Raw genomic sequence first — 22758 nt, 5'->3', positions numbered from 1 at the left:
CTTGGCGACGAGGTTCACGCCTGTAAATGAGTTGGCGAATTCGCCGAGAAATCAAAAGGGGGCACAACCAACAAAAATAAATCTGGCCCGGTTTTCCCCCTTTGTTTTTATTCAAATGTTCTTGGCCGCACCGTATCCGGCTTCAGGAACGGCTTATCACCGAGGTTGCGGTGATCCCCCAGCACATGGCCGTCAGTTTCCCTGGTCCGCCCATACATCGAGTGTTTGTGGAAGGGCTCTCTGGTCTGTTCCAGGGTTTCTTTTACATCACCCGTATAGCGGGGGTCCTGCGGGCGTTCCTGGCTACTCATGTAGTAGGCAATGTCCCAGGCTTCCTGGTCATCCAGACTGTTGGGCTGGCCCAGCGGCATGTTGTTCTTGATAAATCCCGCTGCCGTGAAAACCCGTACGATGCCCGCACCCCAGTTGTTCGACATGTCGCCCCAGGTAGCCGGGAAAACCGTCTGGCCATCCACACGGAGGCCGCCGCCATCGTTACCGTGGCAAACAGAACATTTCTCCTGGAACGCGGCTTCGCCCCGGGCATAGCTCAGTTCTTCAGGGCGCTCCGGTGCCGGAAAACCGCGGCCGTAGATGGGCTGTTGCGGATAAACCGGCACACCTTTGGCCAGCCACTGATGATACGCAGACAGAGCAACCATGTGATCACTGCCATACTCGGGGGGCTTACCGTTCATGGAGTAGGTGAAACAGCCGGCAATGCGCTCTTCAAGATTGTTTACGTGGGCGTTCTTTCCCCGGAAGCCCGGCAGTGTCACAGCAGCCGGCCAGATTGGGGCACTGAAAGGCATGCGCCCTTCCCCAAGGTGGCAGCTGGAGCAATTCATGTTGTTGAATACGTTCTCGCCGCGCAGTTGCTGAGTGTTGGTGAACAGGTCGTGGCCTCTTCGAATAACCCGCTTGAGCTCCGGGTGAAGTTTGGCGTCTTCAAGGTCTTCCATCGTCGGTGGAATGTGCACCAGCTCGTTTTCTTCCGGAGCCGGGTAGCCAAGCTCCGCCAGGGTGTCGATGTATTGTTGGGTGGTTTTGTCTTCTGCTGTGGCATTGGCGGAAAACAGCAGGGTTCCGGACAGTGCAGCGTAAGTTAATGTACGAATCATGACGTCGGAATCCTCTTAGTTGGCCACAGGTTTCTGGCCGGCAAGCCAGGCGGCTACTGCTTGTACATCGTCATCGCTCATCCGACGGGCAATGGAGCCCATCAGGTCTTGCGTGTCATTGTTCCGGGTACCCGCTTTCCAGGCCTGCAGCTGGGCCTTGATGTAACCGGCGTGTTGCCCGGCAATGCCGGGGAAGACCTCTCCAGCGCCCCGATTGCCCGGGCCATGGCAGCTTTTGCAGGAAACAATGTATGCGGACCAGTCGCCCCGCTCGGCCAGCTGTTTGCCGCGCTTGAGCATCGCTTCGTCAGCATCTTCGCCACCGGCGCCCTGGGTGGCAGGCAGGCTGGCATAATATGCGGCGACATCTGCGATTTGCTGTTCGTCCAGCATATTGGCGAAAGGCATCATGCTGGCATTGCTGCGCTCACCGCTCTGATAGTCGTGCAGTTGCTTGGCAATGTAGGCGGCGTCCAGCCCTGCCAGCCGCGGCCAGGATTCTCCATCGGGCACGTTTTTGCCACTGCCGTCGGCCTGGTGGCAGGCGGTGCAGACGCCTGCCGCTGCTGCACCCCTCTCGGCATCGCCCTCCACTTCGGCAAACGCCAGGCCGGAGCAGATAACCAGCCCGAGGGCCGCCAGCATTCCTGGATTTTTTTTCACGGTCGATTTCCCTCTCAGTCAGCGCCAACACGGAATGGCTTATTCACTTGCTTCCATTACTCTGCCTGCTTCGGCAAAACACTACTTGATAAAGATCAACTGGGTGGGGCTTAAGTGTCTGTGCGCCATCGCACTGATGGCCTGGCGGAAAGAATGAAAATAACCCTGCCCAAGTTTCAGTTACAGCTTACCAGGGGTGATGACCGACCAGCAGTCTGACCCGAGGCAAGCATCGTAATGTTATAAGAGTGCGTGAAAGCCGTGCACCGACAGCAGTTACATTAATAGCTGATAGCTCAGTCGAAAGGAATGTGAGAGAAGGGTCGGCCTCCGCCGACAAGCTATCCCTCCCCACCGCGAAGGATGGGGTTTCTCGCGAACTGTCTTATGAATTATGAGCACGCAATTGTAAAATTTGACGGAGACGTTGCTATCCTGCTCTGCAACAGCTGCGGCATCACTATCGCTGAGGGCACGAAACACGAGGACCGTGAGCACTACTGTGCAATGTGCATGAGCGGCAATTGCAAAGCAAAATTCAAAAAAGGCAACTAATGCTGTCCCGGTTCGTCTTTCGCTGTTGTTGAGCAAAAAAATTTCCCGCTTTTTTACAGGCTCTTCATCCCAGAGTTATAGTGGAACTCTACAAAAACAACGGAGTAGCACCATGAACGACAGCCCCGCCGGTCGCCGAGCACCGACCATCAACCGCCAGCAGGACATTTACAGCAAAGGCCTGGGCGGAGAAAAACCACTGGTTCCGGTGGATTTTCACGAGCTCGAACGCCAGGGCTGCGACGCCATGAGCCCGGAGGCTTACGCCTACATCGCCGGCGGGGCCGGTCTGGAAAGCACCATGCGTGCGAACCGGGAATCCTTTGACCGCCAGCGCATTGTTCCGCGCATGCTTAACGACGTGTCCGAGCGCGACACCACCGTGAATCTGTTCGGCCGCACCCTGCCCAGCCCCTTTATGCTGAGCCCGATCGGCGTGCTGGAAATGGCCCATGGGGACGCCGACCAGGCCGTTGGCCGCGCCGCCGCAGCCGAGGGCATACCGATGATCTTTTCCAACCAGGCGTCGCAGCCCATGGAGCAGGTGGCCGACGCCATGGGGGATGGCGCGCGCTGGTTCCAGCTGTACTGGAGCAAATCCGACGATTTGGTGCGGAGCCTGGTCAGCCGGGCCGAGAGCTGTGGCTGCGAAGCCATCGTGGTCACCCTGGATACCACCATGCTGGGCTGGCGCACCCGGGACCTGGACCTGGCCTACCTGCCCTTTCTCCGTGGCAAAGGCATTGCCCAGTACACCAGTGACCCGGTCTTCCTGGAAAGCCTGAAAAACCCCAGCCAGCCGGGCAACATGGCCAGGCCGAAACTGTCGCTGGAAACGCTTAAAACACTCAAGCAGATCGGCCAATCCTGGCCCGGTGGTGCCCTTGACGGCATCAGTTCCGGCAGGGCTATGGCGGCGGTACAGGAATTCATCGCCGTTTACTCCAAACCTTCGCTAACCTGGGACGATCTGAAGATGCTGCGCGACCACACCCGCCTGCCGATCGTATTGAAGGGAATCCAGCATCCGGACGACGGCCGCAAAGCGGTGGACTATGGCATGGACGGCATCATTGTATCCAACCACGGCGGGCGCCAGGTGGACGGGGCTATCGGCAGCCTCGAAGCCCTGCCAGAGGTGGTCGAAGCCGTTGCCGGCCGGGTGCCGGTGATCATGGACAGCGGCATCCGCACCGGCGCTGACGTTTTCAAGGCGCTGGCATTGGGTGCCACCGCCGTTGGCCTGGGCCGACCCTGGGTCTACGGGCTGGCGATTGCCGGCGAAGCCGGGGTGCGGGAAGTGATTGCGAACCTGAAAACGGATTTCGAGCTCACCATGGGGCTTTCCGGGTGCAAGTCTATCAGCGAGATTACGCCCGAGGCACTGCGCCGTGCGGACTTGTAAGATGCTCTGACAGCGCATAGTCGATTGCGGCACACACCGCGGCAACCTGCGCGGCATTGCATAGCTCGGGGGTCACCCGGTCGCTGTCCGGGTAGACCTCGGTGGTGGTCCTGTAGCGGGCGTTGGTCATGCTGGTGCAAAGGCCAAGCTGCGCCAGCGGATACTGAATAACGCCCCGAGCGGCCGCCGGTGAGCCGAGGATTTCGCCGTTGTCATCCGCCGGCGCGATATGGGTGATCTTTTCCACCGCCTCAATCAACGCCTGCTGGAATTCCGGCTGCGGGCTCTCGGTGTCATCCACCAGATAGAACCCGTCAGGAATCTCCCCCGGCTCAAACGGCTTGCCATCACGGGCCGCAAGCGCCGGGCGGAACTCGGTTTCGTCGGTATCGGTGGTCTCGTGCAGGTCGATATGCAGCAATATTGGCTCAGCTATCGAAGCGACCAGTTGCATGAGCGCCGCTGACTCCCCGGCCTGGCCGTCATCACGAAACGAGCGGTTGGGGTCAATCGCGTTCGCGTTCCAGCGATGGATGCGTTCGTAAGCCCAAGGGCTGACGCAAGGCGCGACCAGCAGGTTTACACGACCGGCATAATCCAGTGCCTGCTGTTCAACGAACTGCAGCGCCCCTTGGACACCGCTTGTTTCATAGCCATGCACTCCACCGGTAATCAGCACCACCGGCCGATCGGCACGCCAGTCGCGGCTGCGGATCGCCATCAGCGGATAAACGCCCGGGCCGTATTCCAGGCGGCCATACTCTTGCACGTCGAAGCGCGAACGCAGCCGCTCGATCACGCTCAACACGTCGGACTCGTAACTGCGGTGACGGGTCTGCCGTGACAGCCACTCAGCACGTTCCGCGTTGCCCCAGGGAGTGCCGGGCGTACCAATTGGATAGGATGCTGAAGCGGTGCTCATATCGCTTGTCTCCTTCGGTCAGTCACTCGCGTATGCATATGAAAAACCGGTGCAAATACAGCCTTATCGATAACTTTCAATCAAAGTGTTCAGTTGTGATTGGAATTCGGGGTCCTGCATGACCGCATCAACCTGGTTGATCACGTCCATAACGGACGGAAGCTGCCGCGAAACGCCAATGTGGAAAGGAATTCGGGCATTCGGAATAAAATCAACCTTGCGAACTTTAAGCGTCTTCGAATAGCCAAGTTGTCGAGCAATGAATCGGGCGTCTTCAGCAGGCTGCACCAAAAAATCTCCGGCCTCCCGTAGCATAAGAAGATGCATCATCGCACTCATGTCACTGCCCGGCACACGTTCCAGATAGTCGGGAATATTGTCCTCCTCCCATTGCGAGCCCCTCTCAATAATCACCGTCAGACTGGACAAGTCAGCAAAGCTGGTGGCCGATTCGATCAGATCTTTGTTGGGGTTATCAGCCGAGTAAACCAGATGGCCAAAGTTCTGCGTGAAGAGTGGCTTGGCTGAAAAGATGGCGTATTCCTCTCGCTCCTCCGACGGATACGTGAGAAAGCCTTCGGTAAGGCCCAGTCTGACGTTGTACTGCGCCCTGGACCAAGGCACCACCACATTTTCCGTGGTGTAGGCGGGGATAAAACTGAACGCCAGCTGCACCAAATCCGGAAACAACCCGACAGCTCTCTCGTCAAACAAGGAACTGTAAGGCGGTGATTGTTCGCCGAACGCAAATTTCAGATTGCTGCTTCCCATCGAGACACCGGGCAAAGCCAGGAGTGCAGCCAGAAACGCGAGGCGAAACAACGCCGTAAATCCTGCCAAAAGACCCTTATTCGCCAAGGTTACCTCTGAGGAGCTCTGTGCTTGCATGAACAGGTCATCATGGCGCTAACACCTCAGTTGTAATTATAGAGTGGAAATGCCGTCGATCTCGGTCACCGTTTTGGCATCCGCCCGCTCAATAATTTTCACGAAGGTGGATTGGATCGTTTCATCTTCCCGGGCATCACCGCCACTTACAAACGTTTGCTTCTGCGGCTCGACGCCCTCTTCCTGAGTAAATGACACAACGACCTCGGTGGCTGAATCCGGCGCTTTACCAAAGTACTCTAGCGAAACCAACGGATAGCCATGAAAGCCCTTCTTAATCTGCTTTGCAATGCGCTTTTTTGCTTTATCCAAATGCATAATAGAGCCTGTCGCTGCGCCTGTTACCTGGGTGCCACATGAACATCCAGTTGATGCCATTTGCCAATTCTATGCTGTTAACTCCATCGAAAATAGATCTGTCCCGGTTTTCGTCCATTCAATGCACGTCTCCCTGCAGAGCCTTATACCGAGCACATGCCTTGTCCCTGTCTCTCAAAAGGCGCGGATCCTGGTTGCCAATAGCGGCAGCGATCAGGGAATTACATTCCTGCCGTGCTAAAAAAAGGCCGGAGGGAGGTTGGTGAACACGCCGAGAATCGATATCTGATGAGGCCACTGGATCCGCGGCTCTCAACTCAGCTTTTGGTTTGCTTTCAGATTGCCGCGGAGTTGGTTTCGGTACGCTATCAACCCGCTGCTCAGCGTTCGTTTTCATGCCTATTGCCATTGCCCCCACGACAAAATTCGAATAGGCATTCACGCCGATAGCACCGACTCCCAACAGCAAGACCGGGAAAACCAGGAGTTTGAGGAGCCCCCTACTCGGTCGACGCCGCGTATCACCGTAACGCCCGGCCACCAGACCCCTCACATAGCGGGCATGGGCCCGATCAGTGGCAAATGATGCCTTGAGGCGACCGGAAGCCACCTTATCCCGAACCTCCGACACCTGCTTTGGGCTCAACACCAATTCACGTTGGGACTTAATGTAGCGGACATACCCGAGCCCCTGAGTCACGTTTTCTGGCATGGGGGTTTTGAAGGTGCTGTCCCCCACAAACACCACCACCGAGTGCACCTGATGACCACCCAGCCCGAGCAGCGTCTGAAGCGTTTTTACATGCTTGTAGTTCTGGTGCAGCGGGTTCTGGAACTTATGGTTGGATCGATAAATCTTCTGCGTCCAGGTGTGCTGATGAGGGCCTCCGAAGATCCAGCCCTTCATGTTTTTGGTCTCGACAACGAAGACCCCAAACTCCGAAACCAGAACATGGTCGATCTGCGTGGTGCCATCTGCCGTGGGGAGCGTAACGTTCTTGATAAGATGGTAGCGGCTTTTATCCAGGAACCACCGCGCCGAGAGGTTGACCAGATACTCACCGAATTTACCTTTGAACCAGGGTGACCTGATCAGGCCTGCGATGATGAGAAGCGGTACCAGATACCAGAGTGCAGTAATCAATTCTTGGTAGACCGGACTAAAATCCATTTCTCAGACATCCTTGTTTTGCGCCCTTCGAACAATCCGATCTGAAAGATAAATCAGTCTTTGCTTCAGCACCTCAGGAGTTTTGTAACGCCTTGCGAAGGAACACCAGACATTCATGGCTGAAACAGGACTGGAAAATAAATCTGTTCCGGCTTTCTAATTTTGCTCAGAATCCTTCAACGGCGACCCGGACCTGTAAGGCACCTTCCCCGCAGGCGTATATCTGGCAGCAGGCTCCAGATGCACATCCTGATCATCGAAGAAGATGTGCGCCTTGAACGCCTTGATGATTTTCGATTTATCCAGCCCGCCCAGGAAAAAAATCTCATCCACATACACACCCCAATGCCGCAGGGTTTTGATTACCCGCATCTCAGCCGGACTGTTTCTTGCGGTAATGATGGCCACACGAACGGGTGAAAAGTCGACCTTGTGAGGAAGCCGGTCCTGCAACCGCGACAATTTACGAAGCAGCGTTGCGTATGGGCCGTCGTTCAGGGGATTGTCCTGCTCTCTATCCTCTGCCGAATGAAATCCCTTCAGGCCCTCGGCCTTGAACACGATTTCACTCTCGTCGCTGAACAGCACCGCATCACCATCAAAGGCGATTCGCACCTGGCCATCGGGAATGGATTCCATGTTGGCGGGTGGTTCCTTCACCAGGGCCACGGCGCAGCTATCGCTATCAATCACACGCTGCGCATCTTTGGTATCAGTGGTCAAGAACAGGTCCACATCGTAAGCGTCCAGATAATCCACAACAGACTCACCACCGGTGAACGCAGAGCGTGTGATATCCAGGCCGTACTCGCGAATGTTATGAAACACTCGCACCCCGGTTTCCGGGCTGTTGCGGGACATAACCACAACTTCCACCAGAGGGGCTTTGTCGCCGGACTAAAACTGGCTCAGGGAGAGAAGGGCCTTTACCAGATAGAACCCTGTGCCAGGCTTCAGTCCATCGGACTCACGGGCCGCCATGTATTCACGGTACTCCTCGATGGCCTCTTCACGATTGGATTCGAACTTACGACGAAATACGGAATCCGCTTCGCTCAGATCGAACAACGCCGTTGCTGAGATGCCAACCACCAAGGTATCCGATAAATCGTAGGGCATGGGGAAATCCTTAAAGGTGATTTCATCTGTGCGCTATTTCTCAGGCGCGAAAATAAATCTGTCACGTTTGTCCCAACGGATCAAACCGGCAGTTCAATAATCTCACCAACCACACCGTCTTCGCTCACCTGCAACCGCCCTACCGTGATCGGGAGCGTAAAACGCCGGGGCCCGGCGCCACCTGGATTGAAATAAAGCACATCGCCAACCCACTCATTAGAGGGCTTGTGGGAATGGCCGGCGATCACTGCGCGGCCTGTTTTGTCGATATTGCCACGCATCCCTCAATGGCGCCCGCCCGACCCGTGCGCGTGGCCATGCAGGCAAGCATTGCTTTAGTAGGTCTGTGCCGGTTTTCCCACCCTAACCCGGCTTTCTCGAGACCATGACCCGACAACGGGTATTCGGGGTGGCAGCCGGTTACGAAGACCTGAACGATCACGAAGCGCTGCGCTTTGACCAGGCGCTTCAGGCAGCCATGAGCGCAGATGACACACTGGCGGGCAAGTCCACTCTTTGCCGGATGGAGCAGCGAGTAAATCGGCAATCGGTGGTAAAAGCCCACGAACTTCTGTGGCATCAGTTCATTGAACAGCATGACGAACCACCCAGGGAGATCGTGCTGGATTTTGATGGCACCGATGTGCCAGTGCATGGCGACCAGCCCGGCAAGTTCTTTAATGCCTATTACGATCATCATTGCTACTTGCGACCGGAACAACGTGGATTACCTGGTGGGCATCAGCAAAAACAGCCGGCTGATCAAAGACGTGGACGTGCCCTCGACGTTGGTCCGTAAAGCTCATCAGAACCTGGGAACAAAAGTTTCTGCCACCTACCGATTCCAGTATCAGGCTCGCACCTGGAAACACCCACGGTGGGTGGTGGCGCGCCCGGAAGAAGGCGAGCTGGGATCCAATCCAAGGTTCATCATCAGCTCCCGTTACGACGACGGCTTCAAACTCTACTGCGAGCAATACTGCGCCCGGGGTGACATGGAGAACCGGATCAAGGTTCAGCAGTTGTGCCTGTTTGCCGATCGCACCTCCAATAGTCAGTGGTGGACGAACCAGTGGCGGCTGGCCCTGTCAGGGTTCGCCTACACGCTATTCGAGCGATTGCGAACCCACTTGAAGAAGACACCCTTCGAGCGCATGAGTGCCAGCAACCTGAGGCTCAAACTGATCAAGGTTGGTGCAGTCATTATCCGCAATACCCGGCGCATCCGGGTCCTGATGAGTGATGGCTATCCTTACAAAGACGAACTGTCCGCCTTGGTTCGGCGGCTGGTTCCAGACTCGCTGCCAGGACTCCCCCGGCCCGACTCAACGGGGGAAAGGGGGAGGTGTGTGTAGGCTCCAGAAACTGATTAAATATCGAGCAATCTAAGTGGCAATGACAGGGGTTTGGCGTTAATGATGGCCATTCACAGCGCTCGCCGAGGTACTATGAGAAATCCGGTCTAAAGCCGCTCAATTGCCTTGAGCAGTGAACTGAACGCTTTTGAGAAGCTGCGCTCAGCCAATCGATCCATCATCCGGCCAAGCAATGGCAATGGCAATGGCACTTGCACGTGCCCTTCTGAAATCCAAGTCACACGAGTCTGTTCACCCTCGGGCTTTAAAACGATCTCCCCCTTCGTGTGCTTAACGGCGAACGGGCTCGATTCTTCAATGCGATAGTGCATCCTGTTTGGCCTCTCAAACTGCGTAATACGTTCGGTCAGTTCAAGCCGGCCGGCGCCGATAACCCGGAGCGCGCCGGTGCCATTTTTCTCGTCTTTTCCTTTTTCGACCAACAGAGACTTGCTAACCCCTGGGAACCGATCGTAGCGAGCATGGTCTGCGATAGCCTCAAAGACCGTGCCAACATCCTTCCCAAGAACCCGCTCGACGTGAATGCGAAACATAGCTACTCCTCAAAAAACCGGCTGACGGACAAGATACGCTTACGCTGCACCAAAGGAATGGGTTTTCTTCGATTTTTTGATATCGTATTGAGACAGGAAAAGCGCTGTGACAAACCGTCAGCTTATTACTATTGATCGCCGAGCGAATCAATTCACCTGACTGCGAACCGTTTTCCTGTTCAACAAACTAGCGAAAGGCGTCAGTACCTCCATTCCTGAGTTGCGCGGGATAATAATCAGTGGCTATCACCGAAATGACGATTCGGTCCCATGGTGGGTCGGCCATGTTTTACAGAGCCCTGTTGAAGGCCATGCCTCTTGTTTTCCTGACTACCCTGGCGTTCGGTGTGTCGGGCTATGCGGTGGCGGTGGAAGTCGAACGTGTACCCCGTCAAGGCCCGGACGAGATCCACGCCACAGTGTTGGTTCCGGCACCCGTAAAGCAGGTATTGGCAGTCCTCGAAGAACCTTGTCATCTACGACGATGGGTGCCGAAACTGGCATCGTTGAAAATCCTGGCAAGGCCGCGGGAGAACCAGACCTTGGTATATATGGCGACGGACCCGGCCTGGCCTATGTTCCCCCGCGACAATGTCATACTGTTCACCCGTCACGAAGGTCCGCCAATAACCCTGGATATGCAGTCTCGGCCGAACGCTATGCCTGAAATGGCTGGCTACCAGAGAATTCCGTTTAGCGAGGGAAGCTGGACGCTGCGCACCGAACTTTCTGACGCCACCCGTGTCGACTACCTACAGCGTGTCGAACCGGGTGGGCAAATGCCTCAGTGGTTGTCAGATCACATTGGTATGGCACACGTGGCCGAACTGCTGAGTGCTCTGCAGAACTATGCCGGCGGTACTGATACCGGCAATTGCAGCCGTGATCGCCACAATTCAAGCGTTCAATAGAGTTCTCGATACATGCCGGATACCTTCCGTACACATTGTTTGAAGATAGCAGCAACTCTATCACTCGCGGTATTGGCAGGCTGCGCCAGTATCAATGTCGCCACTGTTGACCAGGGGCCGATGCGACAAAGCCAGGCATTGATGCAGGAAGACATCGCTGAGTGCCTGGACGGATTCCATGCTCTGGAAACAACGGCACGAGAACTCGGCATTGTGGATGCCCGGCATCAGCGGGTGCAGGGTTTCCCCCACTTGCGCACGTCACGATTTCTGGCAAGTTTCGATTCGGGTGAGCTGTCTGAGGTCGCATACCTGCGCTGGTTGATGCGTCAAAATGACAAGGCCGTTGAAGGCCTGCTGATGGAATGGAAGCGGCTGCCACCGGTAAACAAGAGGCGGCTGAGCCAGTACTGGCCGGGCACCAAGGCAGACGTGGAGCGCGCATTGGGTGAGTGTGGTGGGGCACTTGTAGAACGTCAGGCTGCCCTACCCCGATTAACCGGGGTAACTCCCGAAGATCACTATCAGAGCTGGAAACGATGGGTTGGCCTTTACCCTTTGACGGCTATACCGTTCTATCTGGGTGTTGTTAACGAGCACGAGTACTTTCAGGAAAAACAGCGCGAGTTCGCCGATGCCAGTCCCGAAAAAATCGGGCAGTGGACGCATTATGACCGGCAGGTGCCTTCCCTCGCACCGGGTGAGGCATTGGCACTTCTTGGCCGGCAGGAGCCTGATGCGCTGGGTATACCAATTCTGGCTCCAGCGACAGAGGAGCAATTGCTTGACGCCTTTATGCCTGCGCTGGCGATCCAACACACGGGTAATGGCCTGGCTGCCAATGACCGCCCGATGCGGCTCATAGCCGACGCCTCCGGGGCCATTCTTCGGGATATCAGCCAGCCCACAATTTATACCCATATCAGCTTCGGGCGCTATCATGAAAAGATAACCATACAACTGAATTACAGCGTCTGGTTTACAGAACGCAGGGCTGGCCAACCATTGGACCTGCTCGCGGGCCAGTTCGATGGTGTCACCTGGCGTGTTCACCTGTCCTCTTCAGGCACCGTTTTGGGCTATGACCAGATGCATCAATGTGGCTGTTGGTATCAGTTTTTCCCCGCCAGCGGTTTCAGCCTTCAGCCAACGCTGCCTGTTACTCAGGAGCCATTCAATATCGGGCGAACGCTACCTCCGGGACAACAATTTACCTTGTGGCTGGAATCCAACACTCATCATTTGCTGGGTGTATTGCCCGCTAAAATGCTGACGTCCGTAGAACCTCTGAAGGTGTTGCCATACGCGGAATTAAGAGCTCTTGCCGGCCCGGACGGACACTATTATAGTCCGTTCAACTCTCAGGGGCTGATCCCCGAGTCCCGGCGGCCGGAACGCTTCGTATTCTGGCCAATGGGCATTCCGAGTCCTGGCGGCATGCGCATTCACGGTACCCATGCCATTGCATTCATCGGTCAGCGACACTTTGATGCCCCCCGGATACTTGATGAGTTGGGACTGGTGCCAGAATCTCCACAATCTGCTCAATTACCCTGAAAGCGTGGCCTTCGTTTGGCAAAAATAAATCTGGCCGGGCTTTCAATGCATTTCGTGACCAACCAGGGCCGTTGGTGTGCTGCAAACCGTAAAAACTGGGACAGATCGCATGCCCCGAGTCACTTCTGCGTCATTAGTCCATAAGGCCGCACCAGGGCAGAGCGTGCATCGCCAATAGAAAACACCCTGGCAAATTCAGCGAATCGCTGCCCTTCGTACCACAGCTGGACAACCGGCAGAGAAAAAATGCCCTGAGCCGCACACAATGAACCTGCAGCTTCCTGGCAATCAATGTAAGCGGTCATCAGCTTCGGGAATTCCTCGTTGGCCAGCGTCTCCAGCCGGGTCTTTATGGCCTGACAGACGCCGCAACTTGCGCCCATCCAATATTTGTAAACCATTAAATCATCCCGTTTTTCAGTACGGAACGATCAACTAAGTTTCTATCGCGGCTTTCACCTCTGGAGATACTGTAGAAGAGTGCCAATATGCTCTGCGATCCCGGTCAGGCCCTCAGAGATCCGGATCCAAGCACGGGAATTCGAGGCCTTAAAGATCTGCAGTGTTTGGGAGGCCTCAGGGCTGTTTCTGGAGCAGGGTTTTTCTGACCTTCCCAAGCTATGCCGTTTAAGTCCTGGACTGGTTAACCAATTCCTGCAGCTCGTTAGACAGTCTTGCCAACTCATTACCTGACATGGATGTTTGGTTGGACCCTTCTGCCGGGTGATCGAGGCCAGAGATTCACCGGCATGTGCGGCTCTTTCAACGCTCTGCTGACTGCTTTGTCGACTCGCCTCCATTGCCTCAACCGCTTCGTGCGCACCTTTCTGCAGGCGCTGAATAACTTCTGCGATTTCAAGTGTCGATTCCTGGGTTCGGCTCGCAAGTATTCGCACTTCATCTGCCACGACTGCAAAGCCACGGCCCTGCTCCCCTGCACGCGCTGCTTCTATGGCGGCATTCAGGGCTAACAGATTGGTTTGCTCGGCAACGCCCCGAATAACATCCAGAACCGTCCCGATTTTTTCACAATCACTCTCTACTGCGTTGATGAGTGCGCGGATGTCCTGTGTCATGTCCCTCTTCGCAAAGAAGTTCTCTCCAACACACAAAGGTTGCTCAAATCTGGTGGGGGGTTCGTTTTTAGTGACGCTTTGGTGATTGGGGGACTGATTTCGTATGAAGAGCTTGAGAATCGCTGCCCGGACGGTCTGTATTTTTTTAGCCCCCCCCCTGGTATCAATGAGCAATTAATACAGGAATCCGGTCTCAAGCTGCTTGAAGCCCGTGATACCACGGAGAATTGTGCTCGGTTGTCTAAACGTTGGCACGATGCTCGCGAAAAACGAAAAGACGCACTCATCACCTGTGAGGGTGAAGATAATTTTCTGGGAGTGCAGCGATCTTTGGCCGGCGTCCATAGGTTAACCAGCGAGAGGCGCTTGTTGCGTTTTTTGTATACATGTTCGAAATAGAGAACGGAAACCGGATCAAACCGGCAGTTCAATAATCTCACCAACCACACCGTCTTCGTTCACCTGCAACCGCCCTACCGTGATCGGGAGCGTAAAACGCCGAGGCCCGGCGCCACCTGGATTGAAATAAAGCACATCGCCAACCCACTCATTACGGGGTTTGTGGGAATGGCCGGCGATGACCACGCGGTAACGGCCTTGCGGATCAAAGTCGAGGGTTTTAACGTCGTGGAGCATGTAGAAAGCGTGCCTGCAGAACTCCAGATCCTGAATATCGGGAAGAGTCGCTGCGCGGCCGGTTGTGTCGATATTCCCACGGATCGCAGCTAAAGGGGCGATCGCCTCCAGCGCATCCAGAACCTCGTCCCGCCCCACGTCACCGGCATGAAGGATCAGATCCGAGCCTTTCAAAACCTCCAGGGCTTGAGGACGCATTTTACCGTGGGTGTCTGCGATTACTCCGATTTGCATGCTTACGCCTCTTCTAATTCCGCAATGACGGTCCCGGTTGTCTACGTCTTCAACGTCTCAGGCCGGAACAGTGCCGTACTCAACACCAGAACAAACGCTGCCAACACGAACACCTTATTCACAAACCAGTTCGTGCGCCAGATGGACCACTCCGGCTCCGCCAGGAACCAGATGAACAGAGTGGTGATGATCAGGATCTCAACCACAGACATGCCAATGGCCAGCATGCGTGCGTACCGTGGCCTCGCCAATAACGCCCAGGCCAGCCAGAGATGCGCAACCGGCCACAGGTCCCAGTAGATATAGGTTGACCAAGCCTCATTGCTGGCCAGCGCAAAGCCGATCGGGAACAGGTATTTGATAAAGATGGTCCAGGCCACGAGGATCAGGAACAGATGCGCCAGAAAGCTGATCCAGGGGCTCCGGACATTTTCACTGGGCGATGTCATTATGGCGCTCCTGTCGGCGAGTTCATCTGCGACTTAAACATAGTCATCTATAGTGATGAGTAAGTCGTGTTACCACTAGTGCTTGATATAAAGAATAACTATGAAAAAAATAGCACTTCAAGTCGCCACATTTGTTGGCGCCCTGTCATGTTCTGGATCGTCAAATGCGACGGATACGAGAACCCCTCTCGTACCGCTTCCTTGGATTCGCGAAAACTGGCAGAGAATTCAGACGCAACCAGGTAACATTTGAAATGAGTGAGCCCATCGAGGATAAAAGAGCAGCAGCGCCGCCCGCAAAGAGGGGCTTCAGTGGTTTGCAGGTCTTTGGCATCGTCCTGCTCACCCTCGTTGCCACCATCGGCGTTGGTTACTGGTGGTTAAGCCACTACGTGTTTCCTGAGAACTTCGAACCCGTCACTCTTAATGCCAGTGAACAGGATTCACTCAACACTAAACTGAATACCTTGGGTATCGACACCCAAGACGCCGAATCTGGCCGCCCGTTGCGGCCGGAGCCCTACAGTGAAGACGGCGCCAGCCGGGAGGTACGCTTCAGCGAGCGGGAACTCAACGGTATGCTGGCCAATAACACCGATCTGGCTCAGAGACTCGCCGTCGACCTTTCGGATGACCTCCTGAGCGCCGTGCTTCTAGTGCCTCTTGAAGAGGGTTTCCCTTTACTCGGTGGCAGAACCCTACGAGTAAATGCGGGGGTAGAACTCTCCTTTGCCAACGGGCGCCCGCTGGTTAAGTTAAGGGGTGTCAGCCTGATGGGCGTCCCCATTCCGAATGCCTGGCTGGGCAACCTCAAGAATGTGGACCTCGTCAACGAGTTCGGTGCCAACCCGGGATTCTGGCAATCCTTTGCAGCAGGTGTGGATTATATCCAGGTCGAGGATGGGCGGTTACTCATCCGACTCAAGGAATAGAGCCCGGCGCCCTACCCCGGAAATACTGGATGCTATCCCGCAGTTTTATCAGCTCTAAGAGGCCGCAATGGCAAAGCCAAAACGAATCTACCTCGCCGGCCCCGAAGTCTTCTTCCCGGCCGAAGAACACCAGGCCATCGTCGCCGAGAAAAAACGCCTGCTCCGGGAGTACGGATTTGAGGGTGTGGACCCGCTGGACACGGAATTGGCATTTTCAGGCAATGAGGCAAAGCTCAGGCGCGGTCATCGGATCTTCCGGGCAAACCGCGAACTGATGGACAGCTGCGATGCCATCATCGCCAACCTGACTCCCTTTCGCGGCATCAGCGCGGACCCGGGCACCGTTTTTGAGGTGGGCTACATGACCGGACAGGGCAAGCCCGCCTTCGGGTTTACCCTGGACCGCCGATACTACCGGGAGCGGGCGGGCGCAACCGAACTGGACGAGCTGGGCCATACCGTTGAGGACTTTGAGATGCGTGACAACCTGATGATCGAAGGCGGCATCCATGGCTCCGGTGGTCAGCTGTTCGTGGCAGACCAACCAGGCGAACACCGATTCTTCTCAGCAGAACTGTTCCGCCGCTGTGTGCGAGCGCTGGCCCATGCCTGAACAAACCCCACGTCTGGAAAACCGGGCGCAATCACCCTAGCCGGAAAAATAAATCTGTCCCGGTTTCAAGTCCATCACAGTTCCACTTATGGTTGGGTTACCTATGCAAATTGAGCGAATGGCGGTATACACGGCCAATCTGGAATACACCGGAAAAGCCTATGCCTTTGCCGGCGGCCGCTCCCATCAGGGATTCGAGACCACGGTTGTTGCCCTTTCTACCGACACGGGGCTGGAGGGCTATGGTGAGGTGTGCCCCTGCGGCCCCAACTACATGCCAGCTTTTGCCGAGGGCCTTCCTTCCTGTCTATCACTACTGGCTCCTGAAATACTTGGCCAGGACCCCCGGCAAGTGTCGGTGATTCAGGAGCGTATGAATCAGGCGCTCACCGGCCAGGCTGTAGCCAAAGCGGCCATCGATATTGCGTGCTGGGATCTCCTGGGCAAAGCGTGCGGGCTTCCCGTCTACACGCTGCTTGGCGGGCTTCAGTCGCCATCCATGCCCTTGCATCGGATTGTTCCACTGGCCGAACCAGGGGAAATGGAAGAGTCCCTGCGTCGTTATCGCACGGAAGGTTTTCGGCACATTCAGATCAAACTGGGCCATGGGGTAGAAGAGGATATTGAACTGGTTCGCAGGCTAGGCAAACTCAAACAACCTGATGAGCTCTGGATTGGCGATATCAATGGCGCCTGGCGGCGTGATCAGGCGCTGCGATTTTCCAGGGCCATCGAGGATGTGGATATCTACCTCGAGCAACCCTGCCGCAGTTACGAAGAATGCCTGTCGGTCAGGCGGCGCGCGAGGCACCCAGTCAAACTGGATGAAGCGTTCAACACATTGAACGAATTACAGCGTGGCCTCAGGGACGACGCCATGGACGCCATTGCCTTGAAAGTCAGCAAGTTCGGAGGGCTGACACCGTCCCGGATCGTCCGGGATGTGTGTGCAGACGCCGGCATACCCATGACCATTGAAGACGCCTGGGGCAGTGGCATCGCGACGGCTGCCTATGCACACCTCGCCGCCAGCACATCCCCCAGAGCCTTGCTGAATACCACTGATTTGCACAACTACAACACAGTGCAGCTTGCCACGGGTGCCCCGGAAGTGGCGGACGGCCGAATGTGGCTCAGTGATCGACCCGGGCTCGGCGTTGTCCCGGACTTCACCCTGCTTTCCTTGCGGGATGTCTACGAGTAAGACTGGGAAATAAATCTGTCCCGGTTTCTCCACAAACAAGCATCGTAGTCTATGTTGTGGACATGGACGAGCGTTTCCAGGGCAGATTAAAAGTCCCGCCGTCGAAGCCCACCTATCCTGCCGAGGATGCACCATGTTGCAGACTTCACTGAGATACCTCACCGTGGTTGCCTTTGCCGCTAACTTTACTGCATCTTCCGCCCTGGCTGACGCCACAACACCAATCGACTGGACATCGGTTCCGGTTGAAGAGGTTACACTGTTCTATCCCGGACAATCGAGCTTCCAGTGGTTACATAGCCCGGAACATCGCGGTGCGCGTAAGTTGAAACGCGGCAACGCCTGCAAGGACTGCCACCGTGACTCGGAACGAGACATGGGTAACGATATTGTCTCGGGTGGCCACCTGGAACCCAATCCGATCGATGGCAAGAAAGGGGCACTACAATTGGCTGTCCAGGCTGCTCACGACGAGGAAAACCTGTATCTCCGGTTCCGCTGGAAGACGCAGGCGGAACGGCCCGGCGTGATGCACAACTACATGCGCTACGATGGGCAGGCATGGGCATTCTACGGCGGCCCCCGATCGGCAAAGCGCGTGCGTCAGGGAGAGGAGCCGCCCCTCTACGAAGACCGACTTGCGATCATGATCGACGATGGCGATGTACATCGTTTTGCCGAGCAGGGGTGCTGGATCAGTTGCCACACCGGCATGCGGGACATGCCGGGCGAACCTACATCAGAAGCGGTCCGCTCTCACCCGTATTTGGGCGAAGGTGGCCTGGGCCGCAATGACGTGCGCAAGTACCTTCCCGTCTCCCGTACCGACACATCCTCGAGCTGGGACAAGGTTGAATCCCCCGAGGTTCTGGCGGAGCTCAAGGAAAAGGGCGTTTTTCTGGATCTGATGCAGTGGCGTGCGGCCCGGAGCAACCCGGTCAACATGGCAGACGACGGCTTTGTACTCGGATACCGCCTTTTCGACGAAGGGAAAAACCCGTTCTCCTGGAACGTCGATCGCGACTCCATGACCCCCAAATTCATGTTCGATCCTAAGAAAGTAGGCCGGAAATCCCTCACCGTGTCGGATATAGAGACTGGCCCGGAACCTGCGGCCCTGATCCGCGAAGATAACTCGGTTCCCTATGACCCCGACGCCGGGTGGAAAGAAGGCGACGTGCTTCCAGGCCGACTGCTGAGTCGTGCAGACGCCCGGGGGTCGGCGGCGGACAACAACAGGGTTACCGGCAAGTGGGAAGATGGGAGCTGGATTGTGACCTGGGTCAGACCGCTCGACACCGGCCATTACGACGACATCTCCCTGATGCGCGGTAACACCTATACCTTCGGCTTTGCCGTGCATGACGACAATGTCACGACGCGTTTCCACTTTGTGTCATTTCCGGTTGTCGTCGGGATAGGCCGAGGCGGAGATATTACAGCTGTCCCTCTGGATTAACCGTCGGGGCCAGGAAGCCGCCCAACCTGCCGCCAAGCGAAAACGTGATTTATTTTCGCGGCATCCCTGTCTCTTAGGAAAATAGATCTGTCCCGGTTTCTAGGGGGTGGCCATCTTTATCCGGGCATCGATCCTATCTTCCTTATTCTGGCTCTGGGAAGAAATCAGAATCAGTTGGCGAATAAAGCTTGCAATTCTTGGATCATAGATATCGTTGTGATCCCGAATCAATTCACCATCCACCCGTACATTCAAATAGGGATTGCGCCCGGCCGAGGACTCCGTGCGTTCGAGCACCGCGCCGTCAAATGAAATGCGACTCCCGCTCTCGTCCGCCTCCCAGCCCTTGCTGGCTTGAACGAAAGCTTGAACTTCCGAAGACAGATCAAAACTGGCCTGCTCACGGTCCGCCAAGGTATCGTTTGCACGGAGGTAATGGGTCAGATAGGGATCGAAGTGGCCCAGGGCGGTCACGTTCGCTGAGCCCTGGTCTATTGTCTCGCTATATCCAAGAACGGGATTGAATCGCTCGGCATTCCGCTCGGTTTCAAACAATGTGGAAAACCACCGACCCATGGGGAATGCCGTGCCGGTGGCATCGTCGTCCTCAGAGGTGAGTACCGCTAATACTGGCAATTGGCCAGCAAAGTACCGCCGCCGCTCATTTGCCATGTCACTGAGCGCCGAATAGCGTGCAGCCTCGAAAGCCGGGTTGATCAGTACCACCAGATCCGCGAAGCCTACTGTATCGCTCACCACGCCGTCCGGGCCATAAGTTTGTACAAACCCGTTCTCTAAAATCTCGCTCATCGCGGAAAAGACCAGAGCTCCACCAAAGCTGTGCCCCACGACGACAAAACGGGTACGGTGGGGTTTGCCATCGGCAAGCGACTGGGCCCGTTTTGTTTTCTGCACGAGCTCCAGGCGGCTGAGTAATTCAGTAGCGCCGCCGCGCCCCACTTTATGGGCGGTATTCTTGCGCTCCCAGAATGTCAGCTCTTTCAATCCAGGCAGACTCACGGAGCCGCCGCGCCAGCCCAGATAAATGCCGACCACCTCCCTTGACGACGTACCGGTCCTGTCGCTCATTGCTGATTCCAGTGCACTCAATCGACGCAGCGACTCTCGAAAACTGGATATATTATTGTCTCCGGCTTTCGCACTGTGCTTCCAGCCATGTACAAACACCACCATTAAAAGTTCGTGATGGGCGGCCAAGGTATTGACCTGGCCGATCACCTCCCTCAATTGCCGGCGATCCCAGAGCTGCCCCTGGTCGTCGAATTCGACAAAGCCCAAGTGGTACTTTTCGTCAATCGCCTCGGGAGACTCAAACACTTGAAGCGTATGCTGAGAACATTCTTCAAGAGGGTTGGCGGAAATACACAAGCCAGATTCGGTACGGTAACGCTGATGAGAAATACAGGCCGACAGTGACACAACCATTGCGATCACAAGGGCAAAACGGGCGCCTTTCAAGCGGTCTTTCATGACAAATTCCTTTTCGATTTGCTTGGGAAGAACCTCCTGTTACAGCCACTACTCTGCTCTTTTTAGATTGATACTCCCGCAAGCCGCCTCGCGGCCGCCTGCAGATAAGGCAAGCATAGCCCAGCAGGCTACGAAGGCCAGCATCCAGCCACGCATAGTGAGCAATTAGCTTTCAAAGGTAGAAGGCTGTCAGTGTTTCGTGCGGCCTATTGACTCTGGCTGGCTAATGGGTGTCCCAGTTTTCCTACCCGGACAGCGCAGAGGGAGGGGCTGGATGCGTTGTGTGGGATTATTGATCGGGGGTGCTGCTTCAATTAGCTCGCGAATGCGCATCGGCATGTGTCCCGGCTTTCTTGCTCGGGTTTCCAGACCTTTAGGGGGCAGATGGAGCGGGTGAAGGGAATCGAACCCTCGTCGTAAGCTTGGGAAGCTTCTGCTCTGCCATTGAGCTACACCCGCATCCTGCCGCCCAATATAGGTCTGCAGTCGCACGCTGACAAGCAGTCTGATCCGACCCAAGCCTCGTAACACGGCCTGAGGCAAAACCGGGACAAATCTATTTTTGAGACCTGGTGTTAAGTCAAAAGCCCATAAGGCCGCTCCAGCGCCGAACGAACATCGCCCATGGAGAAGACCCTTGCGAATTCCGCGAATCGCTGCCCATCAAACCACAGCTGAACAACCGGTAGAGAAAAAATACCGCGAGCCGCACATAACGGGCTGCCGGCGGCTTCCTGGCAATCAACGTAGGCAGTGACCAGTTTCGGGAATTCCTCGCCGGCAAGCTTCTCCAGTCGGGGCTTGATAGCCTGACAGACGCCACAACTTGCGCCTCCATAAAGAAGCAGCACCGCAGGGCTGGACTGTAGCAATTCCGATAAGGCCTCTTCTGAGGATATGTTTTGCACTGTTAAATCCTGATAAGCATGACCGGTTTAGTACCCAGCGCCTGCCGGGCAAACTCGGCATCCGGCCACATCAGCAGCCAGCCAAGAACCGCAATATAGAGAATCACATTAAACCAGAATGCCACCTGAAAGGAGGTCTTAAGGGTTTTGTGGAAAACCGGGTCAGATCTATTTTCCAGCCGCTACTGCTGCGTCAATCGGTGCGCATCTCGCGAATGCGCATGGGCATGGCGTCGATACGGCGGAAAATAGCCTCAAGGTCGAGACTGGGCTCGCGGCTTTTGATACCGCCGTCTTTGCCTATCAACAGCACCCTCTCATCCGAACGGGACTCTCCAAGCAGAGCCTTAACGTCGCTCTCCAGGCTGCTCGAAAGCGCTTTCTGATTTGAAACCACGTCTGACCCAGTGTTCACAAACCAGACAATATCACGGTCGTCGACTCCGGCCCGGGCACTCCTGAGTGTCTCGATCTCGCTGGCATTCTCATCTGCGGCTTGAACCAGAACGAGTCGGTTTTTCCACTGGTAGTCGCTCAGCCTGTTCATGTCAGCCCCGTAAGCAGTCAACGTAATAAGCGAAAGCACCACCGTCAGAATGGTTTGCCTCCCGGTAACAATAAAACTGAAATTCATTTCTTTGTTCCCGTCATCGTCCGCTTAAGAACAATACGAAAGTTTGTGCTCACCTGATCATACGAACGGCCACAAGAGGGCCTGAAATCAACGCCAACGGGCAAATCCCCCGCTTCCGAGTTATAGTGCCCCGATGAATTATCCCCAGCGAGTTGTCTGCCTTACCGAAGAAACCACAGAGACACTCTACGCCATCGGCGCAGAGGATCGCATCGTCGGCATATCCGGATTCACCGTCCGGCCCGAGAGAGCCAGGAAGGAAAAACCCAAGGTCTCTGCCTTCACCTCTGCCAAGGTTGGGAAAATTCTGGAACTGAAGCCAGACCTGGTGCTTGGGTTCTCAGACATGCAGGCCGGCAGCGCTGACGGAGGGGCGGGATGCGTTGTGTGGGATTATTGATCGGGTGTTACCGCCGGGCTGAGGAGCTGGAGAAGCTGGAAAAATAAATCTGTCCCGGTTTTGCGGTTTTGCTCCGTGATCAATACTTCGACCATCAACCGCCGACCAGCTTAATGACCCGCTCCAGCATCGGGTCTTTGCCTTCCTCGCGCCCTTTTCGGCCAAGGTACGTGAGACGGATGT

At 55.8% G+C, this 22758-nt stretch carries 22 protein-coding genes, 1 tRNA gene and 4 pseudogenes; 9 read left to right on the top strand and 18 right to left on the bottom strand.

Going from position 1 to position 22758, the window contains the following annotated elements; genetic code table 11:
- Positions 1 to 107: 107 nt before the first annotated feature.
- Positions 108 to 1121: a c-type cytochrome gene (locus DIT71_RS13460; protein ID WP_114613749.1), complete on the bottom strand. Its 1014-nt coding sequence runs from the start codon at positions 1119 to 1121 to the stop codon at positions 108 to 110.
- Positions 1122 to 1136: 15 nt separating this feature from the next.
- On the bottom strand, positions 1137 to 1784 hold the full coding sequence (locus DIT71_RS13455) for a c-type cytochrome (RefSeq protein ID WP_199491017.1): 648 nt from the start codon (positions 1782 to 1784) through the stop codon (positions 1137 to 1139).
- 667 nt (positions 1785 to 2451) lie between these two features.
- Between DIT71_RS13455 and DIT71_RS13450 the strand changes: the two genes are divergently transcribed.
- Entirely contained in the window at positions 2452 to 3744 is a 1293-nt protein-coding gene (locus DIT71_RS13450) for a lactate 2-monooxygenase (protein ID WP_114613747.1), read from the top strand.
- On the opposite strand, the gene DIT71_RS13445 is transcribed toward DIT71_RS13450, so the two are convergent.
- The 6 genes and pseudogenes from DIT71_RS13445 to DIT71_RS13420 form a co-directional block, all read right to left on the bottom strand.
- A complete protein-coding gene (locus DIT71_RS13445) occupies positions 3710 to 4666 on the bottom strand; it encodes a M14 family metallopeptidase (RefSeq protein ID WP_114613746.1) in 957 nt (318 codons plus the stop codon). The two genes, DIT71_RS13450 and DIT71_RS13445, sit on opposite strands and share 35 nt — an antisense overlap.
- 63 nt (positions 4667 to 4729) lie before the next feature.
- On the bottom strand, positions 4730 to 5554 hold the full coding sequence (locus tag DIT71_RS13440; protein ID WP_144114494.1) for a substrate-binding periplasmic protein: 825 nt from the start codon (positions 5552 to 5554) through the stop codon (positions 4730 to 4732).
- Between the two features lie 36 nt (positions 5555 to 5590).
- Positions 5591 to 5872, bottom strand: a complete 282-nt coding sequence (locus DIT71_RS13435; protein ID WP_114613744.1) for a hypothetical protein — start codon at positions 5870 to 5872, stop codon at positions 5591 to 5593.
- A 118-nt stretch (positions 5873 to 5990) separates the two neighbouring features.
- Positions 5991 to 7043 carry a nuclease-related domain-containing protein gene (locus tag DIT71_RS13430; protein WP_114613743.1) on the bottom strand — a complete coding sequence of 351 codons (1053 nt, stop codon included), beginning with the start codon at positions 7041 to 7043 and terminating at the stop codon, positions 5991 to 5993.
- Positions 7044 to 7199: 156 nt separating this feature from the next.
- Positions 7200 to 8162: pseudogene (locus DIT71_RS13425) on the bottom strand (5'-nucleotidase).
- Positions 8163 to 8242: 80 nt separating this feature from the next.
- Entirely contained in the window at positions 8243 to 8443 is a 201-nt protein-coding gene (locus DIT71_RS13420; protein WP_227538119.1) for a metallophosphoesterase family protein, read from the bottom strand.
- Positions 8444 to 8538: 95 nt separating this feature from the next.
- Here DIT71_RS13420 and DIT71_RS13415 point away from each other — a divergent pair.
- A pseudogene (locus DIT71_RS13415) lies at positions 8539 to 9517 on the top strand (transposase); the annotation flags it as partial.
- Positions 9518 to 9624: 107 nt separating this feature from the next.
- On the opposite strand, the gene DIT71_RS13410 reads toward DIT71_RS13415, so the two are convergent.
- Entirely contained in the window at positions 9625 to 10071 is a 447-nt protein-coding gene (locus DIT71_RS13410; protein WP_114613742.1) for an SRPBCC family protein, read from the bottom strand.
- A 284-nt stretch (positions 10072 to 10355) separates the two neighbouring features.
- On the opposite strand from DIT71_RS13410, the gene DIT71_RS13405 reads away from it, so the two are divergent.
- Both DIT71_RS13405 and DIT71_RS13400 read left to right on the top strand, forming a co-directional pair.
- Entirely contained in the window at positions 10356 to 10982 is a 627-nt protein-coding gene (locus tag DIT71_RS13405) for an START domain-containing protein (RefSeq protein ID WP_158538974.1), read from the top strand.
- 120 nt (positions 10983 to 11102) lie between these two features.
- Positions 11103 to 12539, top strand: a complete 1437-nt coding sequence (locus DIT71_RS13400; protein WP_144114492.1) for a hypothetical protein — start codon at positions 11103 to 11105, stop codon at positions 12537 to 12539.
- 119 nt (positions 12540 to 12658) lie between these two features.
- Here the strand turns inward: DIT71_RS13400 and DIT71_RS13395 are convergent, their stop codons facing one another.
- The 4 genes and pseudogenes from DIT71_RS13395 to DIT71_RS13375 form a co-directional block, all read right to left on the bottom strand.
- Positions 12659 to 12940: a thioredoxin domain-containing protein gene (locus DIT71_RS13395; RefSeq protein ID WP_114613739.1), complete on the bottom strand. Its 282-nt coding sequence runs from the start codon at positions 12938 to 12940 to the stop codon at positions 12659 to 12661.
- A 318-nt stretch (positions 12941 to 13258) separates the two neighbouring features.
- Positions 13259 to 13573: pseudogene (locus DIT71_RS18215) on the bottom strand (methyl-accepting chemotaxis protein); the annotation flags it as partial.
- A gap of 456 nt (positions 13574 to 14029) precedes the next feature.
- Positions 14030 to 14485, bottom strand: a complete 456-nt coding sequence (locus DIT71_RS13380) for a metallophosphoesterase family protein (RefSeq protein WP_114613738.1) — start codon at positions 14483 to 14485, stop codon at positions 14030 to 14032.
- 41 nt (positions 14486 to 14526) lie between these two features.
- On the bottom strand, positions 14527 to 14934 hold the full coding sequence (locus DIT71_RS13375) for a hypothetical protein (RefSeq protein ID WP_114613737.1): 408 nt from the start codon (positions 14932 to 14934) through the stop codon (positions 14527 to 14529).
- A gap of 254 nt (positions 14935 to 15188) precedes the next feature.
- On the opposite strand from DIT71_RS13375, the gene DIT71_RS13370 reads away from it, so the two are divergent.
- From DIT71_RS13370 to DIT71_RS13355, 4 genes are all read left to right on the top strand, one after another.
- Positions 15189 to 15866: an arginine N-succinyltransferase gene (locus DIT71_RS13370; protein WP_114613736.1), complete on the top strand. Its 678-nt coding sequence runs from the start codon at positions 15189 to 15191 to the stop codon at positions 15864 to 15866.
- Positions 15867 to 15933: 67 nt separating this feature from the next.
- Entirely contained in the window at positions 15934 to 16479 is a 546-nt protein-coding gene (locus tag DIT71_RS13365) for a nucleoside 2-deoxyribosyltransferase (protein ID WP_114613735.1), read from the top strand.
- Between the two features lie 103 nt (positions 16480 to 16582).
- Positions 16583 to 17683: a mandelate racemase/muconate lactonizing enzyme family protein gene (locus DIT71_RS13360; protein WP_114613734.1), complete on the top strand. Its 1101-nt coding sequence runs from the start codon at positions 16583 to 16585 to the stop codon at positions 17681 to 17683.
- A gap of 133 nt (positions 17684 to 17816) precedes the next feature.
- Positions 17817 to 19142: an ethylbenzene dehydrogenase-related protein gene (locus tag DIT71_RS13355; protein WP_114613733.1), complete on the top strand. Its 1326-nt coding sequence runs from the start codon at positions 17817 to 17819 to the stop codon at positions 19140 to 19142.
- 99 nt (positions 19143 to 19241) lie between these two features.
- Here the strand turns inward: DIT71_RS13355 and DIT71_RS13350 are convergent, their stop codons facing one another.
- The 5 genes from DIT71_RS13350 to DIT71_RS13330 form a co-directional block, all read right to left on the bottom strand.
- Positions 19242 to 20633, bottom strand: coding sequence for an esterase (locus tag DIT71_RS13350; RefSeq protein ID WP_114613732.1), 1392 nt, complete (start codon positions 20631 to 20633; stop codon positions 19242 to 19244).
- 385 nt (positions 20634 to 21018) lie between these two features.
- Positions 21019 to 21092 (bottom strand) — tRNA-Gly (locus DIT71_RS13345).
- 116 nt (positions 21093 to 21208) lie between these two features.
- On the bottom strand, positions 21209 to 21541 hold the full coding sequence (locus DIT71_RS13340) for a thioredoxin family protein (protein WP_114613731.1): 333 nt from the start codon (positions 21539 to 21541) through the stop codon (positions 21209 to 21211).
- 2 nt (positions 21542 to 21543) lie between these two features.
- The gene (locus DIT71_RS18415) at positions 21544 to 21666 is read right to left on the bottom strand and encodes a hypothetical protein (RefSeq protein WP_264756335.1); all 123 of its coding nucleotides are present in this window, start codon (positions 21664 to 21666) and stop codon (positions 21544 to 21546) included.
- Positions 21667 to 21734: 68 nt separating this feature from the next.
- Complete coding sequence (locus tag DIT71_RS13330; protein ID WP_114613730.1) at positions 21735 to 22175, bottom strand: DUF4174 domain-containing protein; 441 nt, start codon at positions 22173 to 22175, stop codon at positions 21735 to 21737.
- A gap of 133 nt (positions 22176 to 22308) precedes the next feature.
- Here DIT71_RS13330 and DIT71_RS13325 point away from each other — a divergent pair.
- A pseudogene (locus tag DIT71_RS13325) lies at positions 22309 to 22530 on the top strand (ABC transporter substrate-binding protein); the annotation flags it as partial.
- Positions 22531 to 22758: the final 228 nt, after the last annotated feature.

It is taken from the genome of Marinobacter vulgaris (assembly GCF_003344045.1).
Lineage (GTDB): Bacteria > Pseudomonadota > Gammaproteobacteria > Pseudomonadales > Oleiphilaceae > Marinobacter > Marinobacter vulgaris.
Note: the sequence above shows the minus strand (reverse complement) of the source record. Positions and strands in the feature narration are given on the sequence as shown.

Coding starts and splice junctions, on each gene's coding strand:
- DIT71_RS13365 (WP_114613735.1), top strand. CDS start 15,934: ATGGCAAAGCCAAAACGAATCTACCTCGCCGGCCCCGAAGTCTTCTTC.
- DIT71_RS13395 (WP_114613739.1), bottom strand. CDS start 12,940: ATGGTTTACAAATATTGGATGGGCGCAAGTTGCGGCGTCTGTCAGGCC.
- DIT71_RS13360 (WP_114613734.1), top strand. CDS start 16,583: ATGCAAATTGAGCGAATGGCGGTATACACGGCCAATCTGGAATACACC.
- DIT71_RS13370 (WP_114613736.1), top strand. CDS start 15,189: ATGAGTGAGCCCATCGAGGATAAAAGAGCAGCAGCGCCGCCCGCAAAG.
- DIT71_RS13440 (WP_144114494.1), bottom strand. CDS start 5,554: ATGCAAGCACAGAGCTCCTCAGAGGTAACCTTGGCGAATAAGGGTCTT.
- DIT71_RS13375 (WP_114613737.1), bottom strand. CDS start 14,934: ATGACATCGCCCAGTGAAAATGTCCGGAGCCCCTGGATCAGCTTTCTG.
- DIT71_RS13400 (WP_144114492.1), top strand. CDS start 11,103: ATGCGACAAAGCCAGGCATTGATGCAGGAAGACATCGCTGAGTGCCTG.
- DIT71_RS13380 (WP_114613738.1), bottom strand. CDS start 14,485: ATGCAAATCGGAGTAATCGCAGACACCCACGGTAAAATGCGTCCTCAA.
- DIT71_RS13445 (WP_114613746.1), bottom strand. CDS start 4,666: ATGAGCACCGCTTCAGCATCCTATCCAATTGGTACGCCCGGCACTCCC.
- DIT71_RS13410 (WP_114613742.1), bottom strand. CDS start 10,071: ATGTTTCGCATTCACGTCGAGCGGGTTCTTGGGAAGGATGTTGGCACG.
- DIT71_RS13350 (WP_114613732.1), bottom strand. CDS start 20,633: ATGAAAGACCGCTTGAAAGGCGCCCGTTTTGCCCTTGTGATCGCAATG.
- DIT71_RS13460 (WP_114613749.1), bottom strand. CDS start 1,121: ATGATTCGTACATTAACTTACGCTGCACTGTCCGGAACCCTGCTGTTT.
- DIT71_RS13435 (WP_114613744.1), bottom strand. CDS start 5,872: ATGCATTTGGATAAAGCAAAAAAGCGCATTGCAAAGCAGATTAAGAAG.
- DIT71_RS13355 (WP_114613733.1), top strand. CDS start 17,817: ATGTTGCAGACTTCACTGAGATACCTCACCGTGGTTGCCTTTGCCGCT.
- DIT71_RS13330 (WP_114613730.1), bottom strand. CDS start 22,175: ATGAATTTCAGTTTTATTGTTACCGGGAGGCAAACCATTCTGACGGTG.
- DIT71_RS13405 (WP_158538974.1), top strand. CDS start 10,356: ATGTTTTACAGAGCCCTGTTGAAGGCCATGCCTCTTGTTTTCCTGACT.
- DIT71_RS13430 (WP_114613743.1), bottom strand. CDS start 7,043: ATGGATTTTAGTCCGGTCTACCAAGAATTGATTACTGCACTCTGGTAT.
- DIT71_RS13450 (WP_114613747.1), top strand. CDS start 2,452: ATGAACGACAGCCCCGCCGGTCGCCGAGCACCGACCATCAACCGCCAG.
- DIT71_RS13420 (WP_227538119.1), bottom strand. CDS start 8,443: ATGCGTGGCAATATCGACAAAACAGGCCGCGCAGTGATCGCCGGCCAT.